Raw genomic sequence first — 17,042 nt, forward strand, 5'->3', positions numbered from 1 at the left:
GAATTCCTTTCTATACTAGGTAATCGTTCAAACGCGACTTGATCCATTCTAAGTGACTTGACTCATTCTTTATTTGGTCATGTACTAAAGCATACTCTGTCAGTGATTCAAGATCTTCCTGATCCATGACGATCCGTTCTCCCACACCTGATTTATAGCTTGCATAACGTTTTTCTTTGATTGTTTCGAAAAACTCCTCTTCTATCAATCGTGCGGCAGCTTTCAACCCACGTGCAACTTGGCCACGCCCATTAATTGCTTGAGGAACAAGGCTTGCACGACCTACTAAGCTGGTGATTTCCGTTTCATCATTCAAATATAGAGCTATTTTGGTAGAAATATTACTCAGCATATTCATACGAAGGCTACCTACTCGATTAGCAGTAAAAATAAGATAGCATCCTAAACTCGCACCATCACGAAGTAGCTGCAGGAGTAGTCCATCGATTTTTTCCTTACGCGTATCATCCGTGCTTAGACCATCATAACTATCAAGAACTGTAACAACGATTGGTAATGTTATTTGCCTTTTCGTTTCATATTGTTCAAGATTTGCTACGCCGCATTCTTTGAATAACTGTTTTCTTTCTGTTAATACAAGAGAAATCCTATCCAACATTTTTTGCAGCTTTTCGTCTTCCTCCAAAGTGACAATGTCTGCTGTGTGAGGCAAATTTTTTAATGGCAATAGACCATTATTCCCAAAGTCCAATAAATGAAAGTGAATCTGTTCCGGCGTGTTCTGACGTGAAAGATTCATCGTAATCGTTTGCAATATTGTTGATTTTCCGTACCCCGGACTTGCAAATATAGCAGTGTGGCTAGCTTTTACCAAATCATAATTATAGATCTCTTGTGTTTGTTTGGACGGTATGTCTACTACTCCAAGCGGGATATCCATTTTTCTTTCTTTCGTTTCTTTCACAGACGGCGTCACGATCTGGTCTTCCAGATTGGGTAACCAAGGCTTCTCGGGGAGGATATAATCCGACTGTTGAAAAATTTGATCGATCTTGTCAATCACTGCCTCTAGTTGCGTTGGTAATTCGCTAGTATCTTTTCCTTGAATCACTTCCTCACCAGGATCATAGAGCACCTCTGATTGCCCTAAATCATTGATCATAAAAATCCGTTCGTCCACATTCTCTTCGATTATTTTGTCTGGATCATATGAAACACCGGCATAACCGCTTTGGAATAATTCATATACTTCATTTTCGCCAACTTTAAGATAACCACGACCAGGATTTATGATTTGAGCAGCATCTGGGGTTTTTAGTAATTCATTCGAATCTTGGACACTAGCCATTTTAAGTGCGATTTTACTTGTACTATTTGCTTCAATCTGGTCATTTACCACACCAGATGGCTTTTGTGTGGCTAGAATCAAATGGACTCCTAGCGATCGGCCGATTCGTGCTACTGAGGTCAATTCTTCTAAGAATTCAGGAACATTTGCTTTTAATTCAGCAAATTCATCTGAAACTAAAATCAAATGTGGTAATGGTTTACTAGGATAAGTGATAGCTGGATTAGGGTTTAGACGTTGTTTATATAAACTCATGTATCCATTGATATTGTTTACTCCATATTTAGCAAACTCTCTTTGTCTTTTGTTCAGTTCTGCTTTGATACTTGCCAATGCACGAGCCGTCCCTGCACCATCTAGATTAGTAATTGCCCCCATGAAATGAGGTAATTTTTCTAATGTATTTGCAATTCCTCCACCTTTCCAGTCAATAATCAGCATTCCGATATCCTCTGGAGAAAAATTAATCGCCAAACCTAGCAAATAGGTGGTCAAAAACTCCGATTTTCCTCTCCAGCCAATCAAAGAACGAATTGATTTGTTTGGTTCAGCTTTCAACCAGCGAGTCCGAATAGAAAGTTCTTCTATTTTTTTCACTTCGTATTGATCTAATAAACTAAGACTTTCCGGCACCGCATTCTTCTCCACTTCCACGTGCTGCAGGTTCGCTAAACGCTGGATGGCTTGCTCCAGTGGATAGCTAGTTGGCAGATGGTTTGGCAAGAAGGTCTGATTGATGTATTCGCTGTTTTGATTGATCAGGGTAGCAGATTCACTACTTTGATATTCGATGAGCGTTGTCGTTGTCTCCGGCAGCATGTTCAAAGCTTCTTTTCCCCAAATGACTGTCACACCGTAAAGACTCATGTCTTCAGCCAGAAATTCATTCAATCCATGACCTGAAAGCCAGCTTTCATCAAGGATCGAAAAAATGTAATGCGGCTGAAAAACAACTGTTTCATTTCCGGCTTCTTTGACTTGCTGGCGTCGCTTTGTCAGCATTTGATAAAAGGAATTCAGGACCATGTCCCGTGACTGTGCGTGATGGACGATTCCCCGAAGATTCAAATGTCGGATCTTCGTATGGGGCAGCCAGCGCCAGGCACTCCACTCCTTTTGATAATCCGCTTCCGGAACCAATGTGATGAATTCGACATCTCGGTACGAATGAAGAACCGATAATTGGAAAAGGATGGTTTGGACGGCGGTTCGCAGTACAGCAGATGGTCCTGCTAATCCTAGCGTCTGATCCTTTAGCGGAACGACGATTGGCGCTTCGTCCAACTGTTTATAAGGCCAGACGAGCTGTTCTTCTGCTTCTTTGCTCAAATCATCTTCTTCTGCTGGCTGGTAGTTCGTCTTGAAACTGGAGATGATTTCTCCTGTGCCCACTCGAATATTCAAAAAATCTTCATTGCGGCTCATACGCTCATAGATCCGCGCATGATATTCTTTAGCCATCACAGCCAAATCATCTATAGAAGGATTCATATACGCTAACGCTTCTTTTTGTTTTTGTTGCAGCTTGTTCAGTTCTGATTTTTTTTGAAGCATATACTGGCGGTAGGTGGTTTCCCGTTCCTCGTTTGTTCGTTTCGTTTCTTTTTTATTGGTCAGATAACTGGAAACTGAAAAACCAGCTGTCAATAGACTCGCACCACCCATGCTCAGCATCATGATCGGGTTTCCTCCGCTAAGAAAACTTGTGGCACCGCTTAAAACGACCATACCAAGTGGTGGTACGATTGTTTTCAATAAGTCATTCCTGCCTTCTGTTTCTTTTGGTTTCGGTGCAAGGATCTCGATTTCATTCGCTGGTTCTTTCAAATGGATACGCGGGCTTCTTCTAAAAAATGGGAAATCATCCGGATATTCGGGAAGAAACGTTTCTTCTACCAGTTTCCATGGATCCAGCTGATAGTTTGTGCCCAGACTGGTGAAACGCAGCTGCTTTTCCCGGACTTCGATCACTAAACGATCGACCATCAACCGATCTCCTACGCCAAACGAAAATGTACCTTCTTGTATAAGCTGATCGTTGTAGTAAACACGTTCCTTACTCGGATAGATCTTCAGCTGATATTCTTTGGTTTTAGGATCGATAGGAATTGAGATCAATGCATCTGTTTCTAAAAAAACTGCCGATTTTTTCGCTCCGGAGATCAGAAAATCTTTTTTGGGTTTATTCGTAAAAACAGTTTCCAGCTCTTCATGTCTTAAAATCAGCAAGTGTTCATCTGACTTGATTGGTTTTCCGTCACACAATAACTTCTGGTCTTCATAAGTGAAGCTTTGACCGTTAAGCACGACTTGACGCTGTTTCTCGGTGAGTTGTTCATGGACGAACGTTTCACCAAAATAAAAAATATCAAAGAGGATCTTTACAGATGTCCGGATTTGATCACTTAATGGGACGAACCGATCAGTTGGCTTCATTTCCATCTTCTCCTCCTAACAACTTCATGTATTTATTGATCTCTTCTTCATACTTTGTGAGCAATTCTTGTTTTTTCTCACCTTTCATCTTGTTGTTGGTCTTTGTTGCATCGTATAACTTGGTATAAGCGTGTAAGATATATTGATTGTCACCAAGATTCTTAGCGACATCCAGTGCCTTATCGAAGTTCCCTTTTCCAGCATAGATCCAGTAAAGCAATGTGTTGTCGCTCGATTTAAGGGACAAGTTATTTAAAATAGCTGCCTTTTGTTCATTGGACAAATTGTCCAGTTGTACGGCACTGACTGCGGCAACATATTTAGCACCAGTGGGCAGTTTTTCAGGTTCGTCTTCTTTCAACGTATTCAAAACACCAGCGTAATCATTGGCGATATATTGTGTCTCAGCGGAACTGATACGCTCTTGTGCCGGGAGTTTATCCAGAGCATAGATCCCTGTCGCAACAGCAAATCCGATTGTCGATACCCCCAATACCAAGCTGCTCCACTTAAAAATCTGATGATTTCTTTTACTGACCACTTGTGTTTCTTTGGCTCGTTTTTGCTTTTGCTTCAGAATCTCCGTTGCTAGCAACTGATCGATGATTTCGATCGTATCTGCTTCGTTTATTTTTTTTGTAAAGGCATCTTTCAGCGTACCGCTGCCTTCGATCAGCAGTTCATAGTTTAATCTAGGATGCAAGATATAAAGGACCAATGCCCGATATTGCTTGATAAAATCATCTTCTTCATTGATATAAGGGACGATCGTTTCCATAAATCCTCGGTGCCCGATAACTAGTTCTTCTCCACGAACGAATAGATTAGCAGGATGGAGGAAAGGCTGAGCTGGACGGTGTAGAAAATCCGTTAAGAAATGGATTTTTTGTGCCAGCAGCAAACGTTGGAAGAGCTCTTCCTTTTTGACGACTTGCTCAAGCGGCAAGGTAGCCGATTCTTTTTTATAGCGAATAACCAGCTTTTCTTCTGTTGCTTCTATAATCTCTCCTGACAGCATTCGGATACCAGGTGCTAAAAAGTGCTGATACTGTGTCAGTTTGTCCAGCCTATACTGATTGGCCTGCAGAGTCACCTCTACAGCGTTAGTTTCATTCATAAATCCAATGGTTTGGTCGATGTTCTGTATTTCTCTCACAGTGGGTTTTCCTCCCTGTTTTTTTGTCTTTCGATCACTTGTAACTGATCGCCATTGCCTAAAGAATAATCAGCTAAGATGGCCTCATTTCTCAAATGGATGGGTTTATTCAAAAGAGCCAATTCAAAATTTTCGGGAAGTCGGATATGAATGATTGGAAACGACTCTTGTAAAATTGTTTTCAGTCGTGCCACAGTGACTTGGCTTGGGACTTTCAGATCGATGATCCGATCAGCTGTATGCAGACTGATACTGATTGTTGTACCTTTTTCCATGCTACACGCCACTCCTGCTCCTTTTATTTTTGTGATAAGCTAATTGTTTCCCTAAAAATAGACCGATTCCTATGCATAGGCTTCCGCCAAGAACATAGCCGCTAAAGGTAACCAGCTGATTTACTTTCCTTTGCTGCATGGTCGAAGAAGAAGTACTTTGGACTGAAGCAACAGTGTCTCCTTCTTTGAAGAGATAAGCCATTACTTTTTGGTCAAGAGCTTCTAGCTCAGTCGTTTCCTCAAAAAATACTTTTTCCTGTGCAGTTGAGACCAGTTCTTTTTGTTTTGCTTTCAATTGCTGATCTTTCGCTTCTTTCTCCGCCAAAAACAAGTCGTCGATGGCAAATGAGACCTCGTTTCCGCCTGCTTCCGTTTGCTGATCCTCATAGATTACCTGATTGTTGATTGTAAGAGACCCTTGTTCAGCATGCACACGTGTTCCGTCGAAGCTAATAGGAAAAAGAACACTCAAAATACCGATGATCCAACAGATTTTTCTTTTTTTATTCATGATTCACGCTCTTTTCTATCTTGTTCTTCAGGAAGAACAATGAGATTCAGAAACAGTCCTAAAACAAGAAGGGTGGCGATCACAAGATAACTGACCCAACTGATACGGCCGCCATTCAGCAGGACTGTGAAACCATTTTGGATATTTTGGAACGGTGACAGCCGATAGAGAAACTCGGTGAATGAACCTATTTTGACCGTCACTCCTAATAATGGTGTGAGTATGAAATACAATCCTAGAACGATGCCGTAACCATATAAGGTAAGTTTCTTGAATTGCCGTAAACAGCCTGTGACAAGCAGCTGCATGCTGGCAAAGGTCAAAAAGGCATAGCTGAACCACAACAAGCGATTCGCCGTGCCAGCACTTGCACTGGTAGCACCAGCATAAAAACCGGCAAGTAAGATCGTCACAAACGAAAGAAGGAAGACATTAGGAACGTTCAGCCATATCCTTGTCGGCTGAACCAGCAGATTGGCTTCTGTCACTTTACGTTTTTTCATAAATCCTAGTAATGAAAGCCCTGCGACCATAAGCAGAATCGCGCCAGTTAATGTTGCGTAATAAGGAACTAACGAGATTTGTCTTGTTTGTCCGAACACACCTTTTCCTTGGATCGGCCGTGACAGAAAATGGAAAACTTGTGTATTGTCTGCTCCGCCGTTTTTCGTGTTGGACAACACTTTTTCAAAGGTCTTTGCATATTCTTCGTTTTCTTTCGTTATTTGCTTCGATTGTTGAATCGATTGATCCAGATTGGTGAGGATCGTTGTTGCATTTGTCTGAACATCAGCTGTCGTTGTTTTTAATTCTTCGATTACCGGCGCGATATCTTTGACTTCTGCAGCAGATTTCTCGGTGCTAGCAGCCGTTTCTTTGGATGATCGCATCAGTTCCTGCATCGTTTGGACTAAAGACTCTGTTTGGGTGGCAATTTGTTTCGTCTCGTTTTCTTCAGGATGCGGATTTTCTTCATTGATCACTGATGCGGCTTCGATTTTTGCTGTTTCGCCCCATGCATTGTATGAATCCTTGATTTGCCGGTTGGCATCTGTGAACCATCGATTCAATTTATCTGCTTCCTGTAGCAGTTTTTCCGGGATGGTCATCAGATTCAATGTGCCGTAAAGCGTAGGGCTGGCTTCTTCTTTATTCTGATCTGTTTCATGCCCAATGACCGCTTGCAGTCGATTGATCTGAGTCTAGGTGTCCTTGTAGATCCTGTCTCCTGATTTCTTGTATTCTTCATATAATTTATCGGTAATGACCGTTTGTTTCTCAGCATTCGTAATATTGTCATACCGACGATAGATCGATTGGTCTTTAGCTAATTCCAGAACTGTTTTCCCTTGATTTTCTGACGCACGGATCATGGCAGCATAAGACTGGACTGATAACGACTGGTTCGGATTACCGAAAAGAGTCGCGATTTGCTGCGCAGCAGTATCCAGTGCTTGTAAATGTGTCAGAATTTTAGGCACATCATCGATCAGCGGCTGATCCATCGGGAGATAGACGGCATAGTGATGATCGCTTTGGACCGTTTCGTTCCTGCACCATGAATAGTGAAGTTCATTATAAGATGTCGCTTGTTCTATTGAGTTCAAATGCCAGATGATCGGCAGGTTGACCGTGAATGTCACCTGTTTCGGCAATTCTTTTTCTTGCGGGTCATCTGTTGAATCTTGCGTACTTTCTTCCGTTTCTTCGATTTTTTCAGGTGCTGCGAATGTAAATTGATGATCTGAATGGTCGATGATCGTAGTTTGATAGCGATAAGGATGCAGTTCATCATTCACTAACTGTTCGATTTCTTGCAGCTTGGGACCATCTAGCATCACACTGACTTGTTCTTGCGAATCAGCTGGTAATTGGATCGAATAAGTATTCTCTTTTGTCGGGTCCATGGAAAGCGTGACTGTTTGCTGCGGAATGGTGATCATTTCAGGATGTCCTTGTCTAGGATCTAAATACGTGAAATGGACCTCTTTTCCCAATGGCTTGTTCAAATCATTGGCGTATTTTCGGACGATTGCCAGTTCATCCAAGTAAAGGGAAGCTTGATCAGGTGTGATCACTTGCTGTTTTGCTAATTCGTCCACTAACTGTTCCAAGCTCTTGTCTGGGATCTGAGCCAATGAGGTCTCTAGTGTTCCTTGATACTCAGCATTCAATTTGGGTGCGTTCCCTCCCAAATCGGAAATCAGCTGGAGGATAGCTGTTTTCACTTGCTCGGTGGTTGCTGTATCAGGAGTAGCTGCAGGATCGTTATAATAAGTCGCTGCAATCTGGCTTTTCAACTGGGTCAACTGTTCTGTCTGGGCTTGTAGCTCAGCGATTTCTGCCTGAAGTTCCGTGATTCTTTTTATTTGTGTCACTTGGAAAAGAACCGATTCTGATAAAAACCCGGCGTACACACCTGTGCTTTCCTGTTCATTGCTGGTATAAAAATCACCCAACTGGGACAAGATTGTTTCATTCAATTGATCATGCTGCTTTTTATAGTCTGCCGTATCTGTTTCCCATTGTTCGTTGAGCTGCTTTTTTTGCATCGCTACTTGATCATTGAATTGTCTGATCGATTCTTTCAGTTTTTCATTTGCCTGCTTCGTGTAGTCCTCGACCGATTCTTTGACTGCTTCAGTCGATTGGCTGCCTCCTTCTAATCCTTGATTGTTTCTGTCCAGCAACTCTTTGACCGACTGGACAAAGGCTTGCTGCTGGGCAGTAAAAGACTGATTGTCTGTGTCTAAAATACTGGCTGTTTCCAGCACATTCGTATAATTGCCTGGGATTTCTTTGAATGGACTGTAAATAGATGATTCCAAATTCGTCTGATAGTTTACTTGTGTTCCGGCGATTTGATTCACGTTTTGCTGTGCTTCAAATAAATTCCCGACGATACTGGAAAAATACATTTGGATAATCCGCTGATTGAAGTCCGTTAAGATCATGTTGACATTGTCTTGAATCATTTGATTCGTGATTTCATTTTGTCCATCTCGAACTTGATATTCGATCAATGCTTTTTCCGGATTGATACTTTGCAGCGAGAGCAATTTTTCAGAAAAATCTTGGGGAATGATGATTTGCGCATCAAATTGCCCGCTTTCTACACCAGCTGTAGCGATGTTTCGAGTGGTGGTTTCCCAGCGATTTTTACTGTCTTTATTGATCAATGTCACAAAATCCGAACCTAATGAATAATTTTTGCCTTCAAATACTGCTCCTTTATCTTCGTTGACTAGTGCATATTGCATTTTCCCTGTAGGATCAGTTGTACTGATCGTGACGTTCTCATCTTTGAAACCTAGATAGATGAAGAAAAGCAATAGACATAGACTGGCAATGATTGTCAGGAATAAAGAAACCTTTCTTTTTAAATTTATTTTCATATCAAAAACGTCCACTCCTTCCCAATGAATGACGAAACTTTTTTGCTTCAAGTAATAGGGCAAATTTTTGTGAAAACTTATTGAAAAATTTGTACAAAAATTGGTCCTAATACCTGTGTTGAACAAGCCCCTATTGAAAGGAAGAGGCGATGAGGGTTCTCACTGCCTCTTCCATTTGCTTAAAATCCAAATGAGCTAGCGTCTTGACGATCCCGCTCTGCCACAGTGTCAGCATACTTGTTCAACTGTTGATTGATGCTTTCCAATAACTGCTCCATCTGTTTGACATTTCCTTCCAGCTGATTGTATTGCTCTAAATATGCTTGGAAGGCTTGCCCTTTCCATTGTTGAGCGATTTGTTGGTTCATGGAATTGACCTTTCTGATCGCATCTTGGATTTGAGATGCTGCCTGCTGGTAGACCTTTGCCTGTGATTTAAGCTGTTCGGGTGTGACTGCAATTGCTCCTGCCATGTTTGTTCCTCCTAATAAAAAGTTATTTTTTGTTACGCGTACATCATAAACTATTTTTTGTCTCTGTGGTCAAAATGTAGCATTCACGCACATCATGTGTCGTATACGACGTGTTATTTTGCCTCCTTATTCCTCCTTTTTTGACTGGTCAAAAATCCAAGAAAAATAACTATACAAATTATTTCTAATCTCACATATTTTTCTAAGTATGACCTTTTTAAATTTATTACAAATCACTTTGAAATAATTCTTAAAAACTGGCTGATATTTTAATGTTTTATGTTCTTTCTCAAAAAAATATAAAAAAAACGGCTAATATTTACTTGACAATACTCCTCTATCCCCCTTTTCTTTCTATCCGGAACGAATATTCCTTCTTGTAAATGCAGATGATCCTCCTTCGTTTTATATGTGGTGAATATTCTCCCATTTATTAAGTACGTAAATATTTGAAAAAATTTTTTTGATTTGTTTTTTTATTCTCTCCTTATCCTTTTGATATTTTTCATGCAAAAAAATAGCCAAGGTATTTGATGTAACACCTCGACTGTCTCTCTTTTTATTTGTCTACTACTAGTAATTCGTCTAATTGAAAATCGATTTCATAGATTCTTTCTACATTTCTCAAAAGTTCATGATTCATTTTATGATATTTCGTTGCACCAAGTTGCTGACAAATCTGCAACGCTTGGTTTACTTTTTGTCTTCCTTTTTCATTTCCTTTGATCATCTCCCAGATTCCAGTGAGTAGGGAATACTGATTTCGCTCAAAGAACATATCTTCTTCTAAAAAGACTGCTTCAAGTTTTGAGATATATTTCCAAATTAGTCCGCGTTGTTGCTGCTGGATAAAATGGATAATCGCGTTTGCCAGCATCCGAAAGCTCTCATTCTTTCGATCCTTGCTGTTTTGATAAGCGGAAATACTGACTAATGCTTTATCTAACACTAAATCGATAAAGAATGGATCAAAAGCATACATACAATGATTGAATAACACCAACTCATAATTCGTCCATGTCTGTGCATAAATCAGATACTGATAAACTTCTGAATCAGCAACAGCAATTGGCTCATCTACTATACGAGCAATCAGTAATTTGCATAAACTAGCTAGATGTCTCTCCTTTTGAGTGATGTCTCCTTTTTCTTCGCACAGGCTGATCAAATGTTGCAATTCTTCTTTATCTTGATTCATAAATGCTAAAACCATTTCTTTCATCATCCGGTCCATGTTTGCCACTTCCGGCGGATAATCGAATATCCTCAGTTCATCATAACCAAGATTGAGTTTTTGTAAAAAATATGAAAATTTGCTAACTGTCGTGTCTGCTTGATTTTTTACAAACCGTTCGTAAACGGATCGGCTGACTTCCTTTCCGCATAATTCTGCTACGGAGATACCTTTTTGCTTTCGAACAAATTCGATGATCTCCCATACTTCCATTTTGCCAACTCCTTTATAAATATGGCTCTCCTTCAGTTGAAAACAATCGCAACATGATTTTGTATGAAATAACATATACCAATCCATCAGATCTTCATTTTTCATTTCTAAAAATCATTTTTTCGTAAGACGTTCCTTATTTTTCATGATATCATCGCTGTTAAAACCAATTGTTCATTTACCAGTATTTTAAAAAAAACTTAATCATAATAGTTGTTTTATAATTTTGCAATCCATTAGAGGATAAAGAATAAGCGGTAAAGCAATACATATAATACGTTATTTTATTTTTGCTATATGAAAAATACTCATTTTTATTTTTTCTAGTAGAATTTTATCTTCTAAGTATGCCCCTCGTATGAACTATTTACCATTGACAAACGTTAAATAAAAATTTAGAATATTCACAAGTTTGACGACAATTATGAAAATTTATGTCGTGCTAAAGGAGTTTTGTTATTGGATGAAAAGTTAGATATAAAAACTGCGATCAAAGACACGTTACCTACCGTTTTTGGTTATATCGGTATTGGACTTGCATTTGGTATCGTTGGGAAAGCTGCCGGGTTTCATCCGCTGGTCGTCACGTTGATGTCCCTGCTGATTTATGCTGGTTCCGCTCAATTTATCACGGTCAGCATGCTTGCTAGCCACAGTCCGTTGCTTTCCATCGTTCTCTCGACCTTTCTAGTCAATTCCCGAATGATTTTGATGAGTATGACGATCGCCCCTTATTTCAAGAAAAATCGGTTGATTCAAAATCTGCTCATTGGCACATTGCTGACAGATGAAAGTTTCGCTCTGGGAATGAATAAATTGAACTATACGGGACAAAAGTTAAACTTTCGTTGGATGAATACAGCTAATTGGATTTCTTATTTGACGTGGGTGGGTTCTTCTCTTGTTGGCGCACTTTTAGGTAATTTTATTACTGATCCGAAAAAGTTTGGTTTGGATTTCGCCATCGTCGCTATGTTTATCGGCTTACTTTATCTTCAAGTCATTTCTGATAGAAACACCTCTAAACGATTACAGTTGATCCTGATTGGTCTCACTTTGATTCTGGTATATGTCGGACTGATTTTTATCCCAAGCAACTTAGTGATCGTAGTTGTGACACTTATCGGGTGCGGATTGGGGGTGTGGATCAAACATGCCTTCTTTTGAGTTTACATTGCTGACTATTTTAGGTTGTACTCTAGCGACTTGGCTTTCTAGGGTCCTACCGTTTGTCTTACTGAAAAAATTCGACTTACCGCAACCGTTGCTTGAGTATTTAAGTTTTGTTCCAATCGTCATTATGTCTGCTTTATGGTTCAGCAGTCTATTTACCCAAAATATCGGACATCTGCCACAGATCAATCTCGAAAATGCTTTGGCTTCAGTTCCTACGCTTTTAGCTGCTATTCTTTCAAAAAGCTTATTGGTGATCGTCTTGATAGGTATTCTTTCCCTTTCATTGATTCGCTTATTATAAATAAAAAACAAGAGCTTATGGCAAATTACTGTCATGCGCTCTTGTTTTTTATTTATAATAAGAAGAAAATCGGCGTATTCCTACTTATCCGTTGAACGGACCACTAACAACGACTTTTCCTAACATATGTCCTGTTTCTACGTCTTTGGTTGCTTGTTTCAAGTTTTTCGCATTGATCCCATCTGAATAGACCTTGCTCAATGTACTGCGGATAATCCCTTCGTTTGCTAAAGCAGCAATGTGCGCTAAAGCTTCTCCTTGCGTTTCGATTTCATAGTTATAGTCTGTTTTAGCGAACATATACTCCCAGTCGAAACTGATAGATTGGTTTTTCCAAACACCTATGTCTAACGGCTCTTTTATCCCTACGATCGTTCCCACATGTCCAAATGGTCGGACAAGGTGCTTGATTTGATCAAAATAGCGGGTAATATCGAATAATACAGCGACATACTCTACTTGATCGATTCCTAATTCACGAAAACTTTTACTTAAGTCTTGATGATAATCGATTGGATAGTCTACGCCTGTTTTTTTCAGCCATTCAAAATTCTTCGGACTTGCAGTCGCATAGACTTCTAGACCAGCCCAATGCGCTAGTTGATTCAAAATCGAACCGACGCCCCCAGCTCCGTTGATCACTAAGATTTTTTTCCCGCGGTTGGCATTTTCTTCTGGAATCAGACCAAATTTTTCAAATAACAATTCATAAGCGGTCAATGAAGTCAATGGCAACGCTGCGGCTTCTTCATCTGACAGATTTTTCGGTGCAAGAGCGGCAATACGTTCGTCAACCAGTTGGTATTCTTGATTGCTTCCTGCTCTTGTTGTTGTACCTGCATAAAACACGCGATCGCCGACAGAAAATTTTTGCACTTCATCGCCTACAGCAACGACTTTCCCGACCCCATCAAACCCTAAGATACGCAAAGCATTTCTTATCCCATTATCTTGGCGAAGTTTCGTATCGACAGGATTGACAGATACTGCGTTGACTTTTACCAGAAGATCCTGTGGAGTGGGTACAGGTACCTGTTCTTTTTCATCCATAAAGCTTTTTGGATCATCGATCGGCAGCCCTTCATAAAAACCGACTACCTTCATTAATTCCTTTTCTGACATACGAATTCCTCCTTAGCTTCATCAAGTTGGAGCATCCATACAGTGTTCATTTCAATATATATAGTATGTTATTTGTTCCACCTTTTTTATCCATCATAATTATTCTCTTACTTAAAGTAAACTATTTGTACTTTTTTGGTTAAAAAAGAGGCTGCGACAAGACTTTTGTCACAACCTCTTATAAACGGTGTTCTCCTACCAACTCTTCGGTCACAAGTTACAATATTCATAAAATATGAGGAGCTATTTTTTGAAATTGCTCCTTGTAACTCAGAGTTAAACGGCAGGCTCACAACCTCTGATTCGCGGTGTTCAAGCAAGAAATCATCGTTCACTGAAAAGTGTTGGATGTTCTTTTTCAAAGGTGTCTAAAATCTCTCGTACTTCATCGGTAGATTTCGTATTCATCAACTGAACACGCAAGTCATTTGCTCCTGGAAATCCTTTGATATAGATTTTAAAGAAACGATGCAGTCCTGTGATCGAACGCGGGATGATTTCTGAATAATGATCTTGCAGATCTAGTTGCAGACGAAGTAGGCCAATCAGTTCTTTTTCTGTATGTTCCCTCGGTTCTTTTTCAAATGCATAAGGATTCTTGAAAATCCCCCGGCCAATCATGATGCCATCTACGCCATATTTTTCAGCCAATTCTTCTCCTGTCCGGCGATCGGGGATATCTCCATTGATCGTGATTAGTGTTTGCGGAGCGATTTGGTCACGTAAAGCAATGATTTTAGGAATGACTTCCCAATGTGCATCTACTTTACTCATCTCTTTACGCGTACGCAAATGGACAGAAAGATTGGCTATATCTTGATGAAGTAGGTGACTGATCCATTCTTCCATCTCAGACATTTCCGTATAACCGATACGCGTCTTGACGCTGACAGGCAAACCACCAGTTTTAGCCGCTTCAATCAATTGTGCCGCTACTTCTGGACGAAGGATCAAGCCACTGCCTTTTCCACGTTCTGCTACATTAGGAACTGGGCAGCCCATGTTGATATCGATTCCTTGGAAGCCCATTTCTGCCATAGCAATGCTCATTTCTCTAAAAAATTCTGGCTTGTCTCCCCAGATATGGGCAACCATCGGCTGTTCATCTTCTGTAAAGGTCAATCTTCCTCGTACACTGTCTTTTCCATCTGGATGACAGAAACTGTCTGAGTTTGTAAACTCAGTAAAGAAGACATCCGGTGCTGCTGCATGCTTTACGACATGGCGAAATACAACATCTGTTACATCTTCCATTGGTGCTAAAACAAAAAAAGGCTTTGGCAGCTCTTTCCAAAAATTAGTAGTCATTTATTTGTTACTCTCCATTCTATCAAGCAGTGAAGTCGCAATCTTTCTCAAAAACATTGTCATTATACTAGGAAACAAAAAAAGAAGCAAAGTGAACAGCTTAAAAGATGTTTCTGATTGAACAAAAAAGACTGTGACAAAAATCTTATCACAGTCCATTTTCCGGAATAAATGGTGTTCTCCTGCCAACTCCTCGGTATTCGCTCAACAAACGACAAAATATGAGGAACTATTTTCCCGTTTGTTTCTCTAATACTCAGGTCAAAACGCTGATTTCACAACCTCTTTTCTAACTTCTCAATCCTCTTCCTTTATTGATCAGATACCAAGTAACAGCGTACAAAACAACGATGAATAACACAAGTACGATCATCGATGTTGCTACTGGCACATCGATCGTTCCAAGGAATCCGTAACGGAAACCGGAGATCATATAAACGATCGGATTGACTTTCGAAACAGCTTGCCAAAAGGGCGGTAACATCGAGATGGCATAGAAAACGCCACCTAGATAAGTTAACGGCTGCAAGACAAATGTAGGCACGATCGATACATCATCATAAGACTGAGCAAAAATCCCGTTGAGCAGACCTGCTAACGAAAACAAGATTGCCGTCATCAATAATGTAATGATGACCATGAACCATGAATACACATGAAGTGGTACAAAGAACAAGGAAATGATCGTTACGAGAGAGCCGACGAGAATACTACGACCCACTCCGCCAATCACAAAGCCCCAAATGATCACATGGGTAGGAACAGGTGCTACCAAGATTTCTTCGATGTTTTTCTGGAATTTTTGAGAGAAGAAGGACGAAGAAACGTTGGCATACGAACTAGTGATAGCAGACATCATAATCAAACCAGGCACGATGAATTCCATATATGAAAAACCACCCATGTCACCGATCCGACCACCGATCATTTTTCCGAAAATAACAAAGTACAAGGATGTCGTGATCACTGGCGGAACCAGTGTTTGGACCCAGATACGCAAATAGCGGTTCGTTTCCTTGATAGCTAAACTTTTTAATGCAGTAAAATAAAGATTAAACATTTTTCTCCTCCGTATGATCATTTTCTTCTGTGATTTTCAAGAACAGTTCTTCTAAACGATTCGACTTATTCCTCATAGAAAGAACTTTGATTCCTTGTCTTGTCAGCTGATCGAAGATTCCGTTCACCCCTTGATTTCGTTCAACTTCGACAGCGATTGTCTGTTCATCTTCAAATGTACAAGCGTATCCTTCAATCACAGGTTTGGTCTCATATGGCGCTAAATCAAAGATAAATGTTTCAAATTGCAATTTGGATAGAAGCTCTTTCATACTAGTATTCTCGATCAGTTCACCTGATTGGATGATCCCGATGTTACGACAAAGCATTTCAGCTTCTTCTAAATAATGCGTTGTTAAAATGATCGTTGTACCATGTTCGTTCAATTCTCGGAGAAACTCCCACATCTCGCGTCTCAATTCAATATCGACTCCTGCTGTTGGTTCATCCAAGATCAGCAAACGTGGTTCATGCATCAATGCCCTAGCAATCATCAGTCTTCGCTTCATTCCCCCGGAAAGCATACGTGCACGGACATTTCTCTTTTCCCAAAGATTGGACTGCTTCAAATATTTTTCGCTGCGTTTCATCGCTTCTTTGCGAGAGACACCGTAGTAACCTGCTTGATTCACGACGATTTGCTGGACCGTTTCAAAGGGATTGAAATTGAACTCTTGCGGGACTAATCCAATCTGTTGCTTTGCTCGGACTAGATCCGTATCCAGATCATAACCGAAGACCTTCACTTTTCCAGATGTTTTATTAACTAAAGAAGTAATGATTCCGATCGTTGTAGACTTTCCAGCTCCATTTGGTCCTAATAGCGCATAGAAATCTCCTTCTTTCACGGAGAGATCGATTCCTCGCAATGCTTCGACCCCACTTCCATAAACCTTTTTCAAATTATTTATTTCAAGCGCATTTGCCATTTATTTCCTATCTCCTTATAGACATGATTCTTTATTGTATCATGGAATACAGCAGATGAAAAAACAACTTGGTTCCAGCGAAAAATCAGGTTGCTGGGCTCAGGAAAATCTCCTAATAAAAGACATCAATCGGACGAAGTCAGAC

The 17,042-nt window shown here is 40.2% G+C and carries 12 protein-coding genes and 1 pseudogene; 2 read left to right on the plus strand and 11 right to left on the minus strand.

Features of this window, described 5'->3' with window-relative positions; genetic code table 11:
- Positions 1-10 precede the first annotated feature (10 nt).
- From KFO35_RS01570 to KFO35_RS01600, 7 genes and pseudogenes are all read right to left on the minus strand, one after another.
- Positions 11-3,751, minus strand: coding sequence for an FtsK/SpoIIIE domain-containing protein (locus KFO35_RS01570; protein WP_002315851.1), 3,741 nt, complete (start codon positions 3,749-3,751; stop codon positions 11-13).
- Positions 3,732-4,901, minus strand: coding sequence for a type VII secretion protein EssB (gene essB / locus KFO35_RS01575; protein WP_025477346.1), 1,170 nt, complete (start codon positions 4,899-4,901; stop codon positions 3,732-3,734). Before essB ends, KFO35_RS01570 begins: the two co-directional genes overlap by 20 nt.
- Positions 4,898-5,176: an EsaB/YukD family protein gene (locus KFO35_RS01580; RefSeq protein ID WP_002320467.1), complete on the minus strand. Its 279-nt coding sequence runs from the start codon at positions 5,174-5,176 to the stop codon at positions 4,898-4,900. Before KFO35_RS01580 ends, essB begins: the two co-directional genes overlap by 4 nt.
- Position 5,177: 1 nt before the next feature.
- Positions 5,178-5,687: a hypothetical protein gene (locus KFO35_RS01585; RefSeq protein ID WP_156272034.1), complete on the minus strand. Its 510-nt coding sequence runs from the start codon at positions 5,685-5,687 to the stop codon at positions 5,178-5,180.
- Positions 5,684-9,082, minus strand: a pseudogene (gene esaA / locus KFO35_RS01590) (type VII secretion protein EsaA). Before esaA ends, KFO35_RS01585 begins: the two are co-directional and overlap by 4 nt.
- Positions 9,083-9,261: 179 nt before the next feature.
- Positions 9,262-9,555 carry a WXG100 family type VII secretion target gene (locus tag KFO35_RS01595; RefSeq protein ID WP_002315847.1) on the minus strand — a complete coding sequence of 98 codons (294 nt, stop codon included), beginning with the start codon at positions 9,553-9,555 and terminating at the stop codon, positions 9,262-9,264.
- A gap of 559 nt (positions 9,556-10,114) precedes the next feature.
- Positions 10,115-11,002 carry an Rgg family transcriptional regulator gene (locus KFO35_RS01600; RefSeq protein ID WP_002315846.1) on the minus strand — a complete coding sequence of 296 codons (888 nt, stop codon included), beginning with the start codon at positions 11,000-11,002 and terminating at the stop codon, positions 10,115-10,117.
- 459 nt (positions 11,003-11,461) lie between these two features.
- Between KFO35_RS01600 and KFO35_RS01605 the strand changes: the two genes are divergently transcribed.
- Both KFO35_RS01605 and KFO35_RS01610 read left to right on the plus strand, forming a co-directional pair.
- Positions 11,462-12,169, plus strand: a complete 708-nt coding sequence (locus tag KFO35_RS01605; protein ID WP_002315845.1) for an AzlC family ABC transporter permease — start codon at positions 11,462-11,464, stop codon at positions 12,167-12,169.
- The gene (locus KFO35_RS01610; protein WP_002315844.1) at positions 12,156-12,479 is read left to right on the plus strand and encodes an AzlD domain-containing protein; all 324 of its coding nucleotides are present in this window, start codon (positions 12,156-12,158) and stop codon (positions 12,477-12,479) included. Before KFO35_RS01605 ends, KFO35_RS01610 begins: the two co-directional genes overlap by 14 nt.
- An 84-nt stretch (positions 12,480-12,563) precedes the next feature.
- Here KFO35_RS01610 and KFO35_RS01615 read toward each other — a convergent pair whose 3' ends face one another.
- The 4 genes from KFO35_RS01615 to KFO35_RS01630 form a co-directional block, all read right to left on the minus strand.
- Complete coding sequence (locus KFO35_RS01615) at positions 12,564-13,601, minus strand: zinc-binding alcohol dehydrogenase family protein (RefSeq protein ID WP_025477344.1); 1,038 nt, start codon at positions 13,599-13,601, stop codon at positions 12,564-12,566.
- A gap of 324 nt (positions 13,602-13,925) precedes the next feature.
- Complete coding sequence (locus KFO35_RS01620; RefSeq protein WP_002310522.1) at positions 13,926-14,909, minus strand: tRNA dihydrouridine synthase; 984 nt, start codon at positions 14,907-14,909, stop codon at positions 13,926-13,928.
- A gap of 289 nt (positions 14,910-15,198) precedes the next feature.
- Positions 15,199-15,969, minus strand: coding sequence for an ABC transporter permease (locus tag KFO35_RS01625; RefSeq protein WP_002287492.1), 771 nt, complete (start codon positions 15,967-15,969; stop codon positions 15,199-15,201).
- The gene (locus KFO35_RS01630; RefSeq protein WP_002315841.1) at positions 15,962-16,897 is read right to left on the minus strand and encodes an ABC transporter ATP-binding protein; all 936 of its coding nucleotides are present in this window, start codon (positions 16,895-16,897) and stop codon (positions 15,962-15,964) included. The genes KFO35_RS01625 and KFO35_RS01630 overlap by 8 nt, the downstream gene beginning before the upstream one ends.
- Positions 16,898-17,042 lie beyond the last annotated feature (145 nt).

Origin of the sequence: Enterococcus lactis, assembly GCF_015751045.1 — a bacterium.
In the GTDB taxonomy this organism is placed as follows: domain Bacteria; phylum Bacillota; class Bacilli; order Lactobacillales; family Enterococcaceae; genus Enterococcus_B; species Enterococcus_B lactis.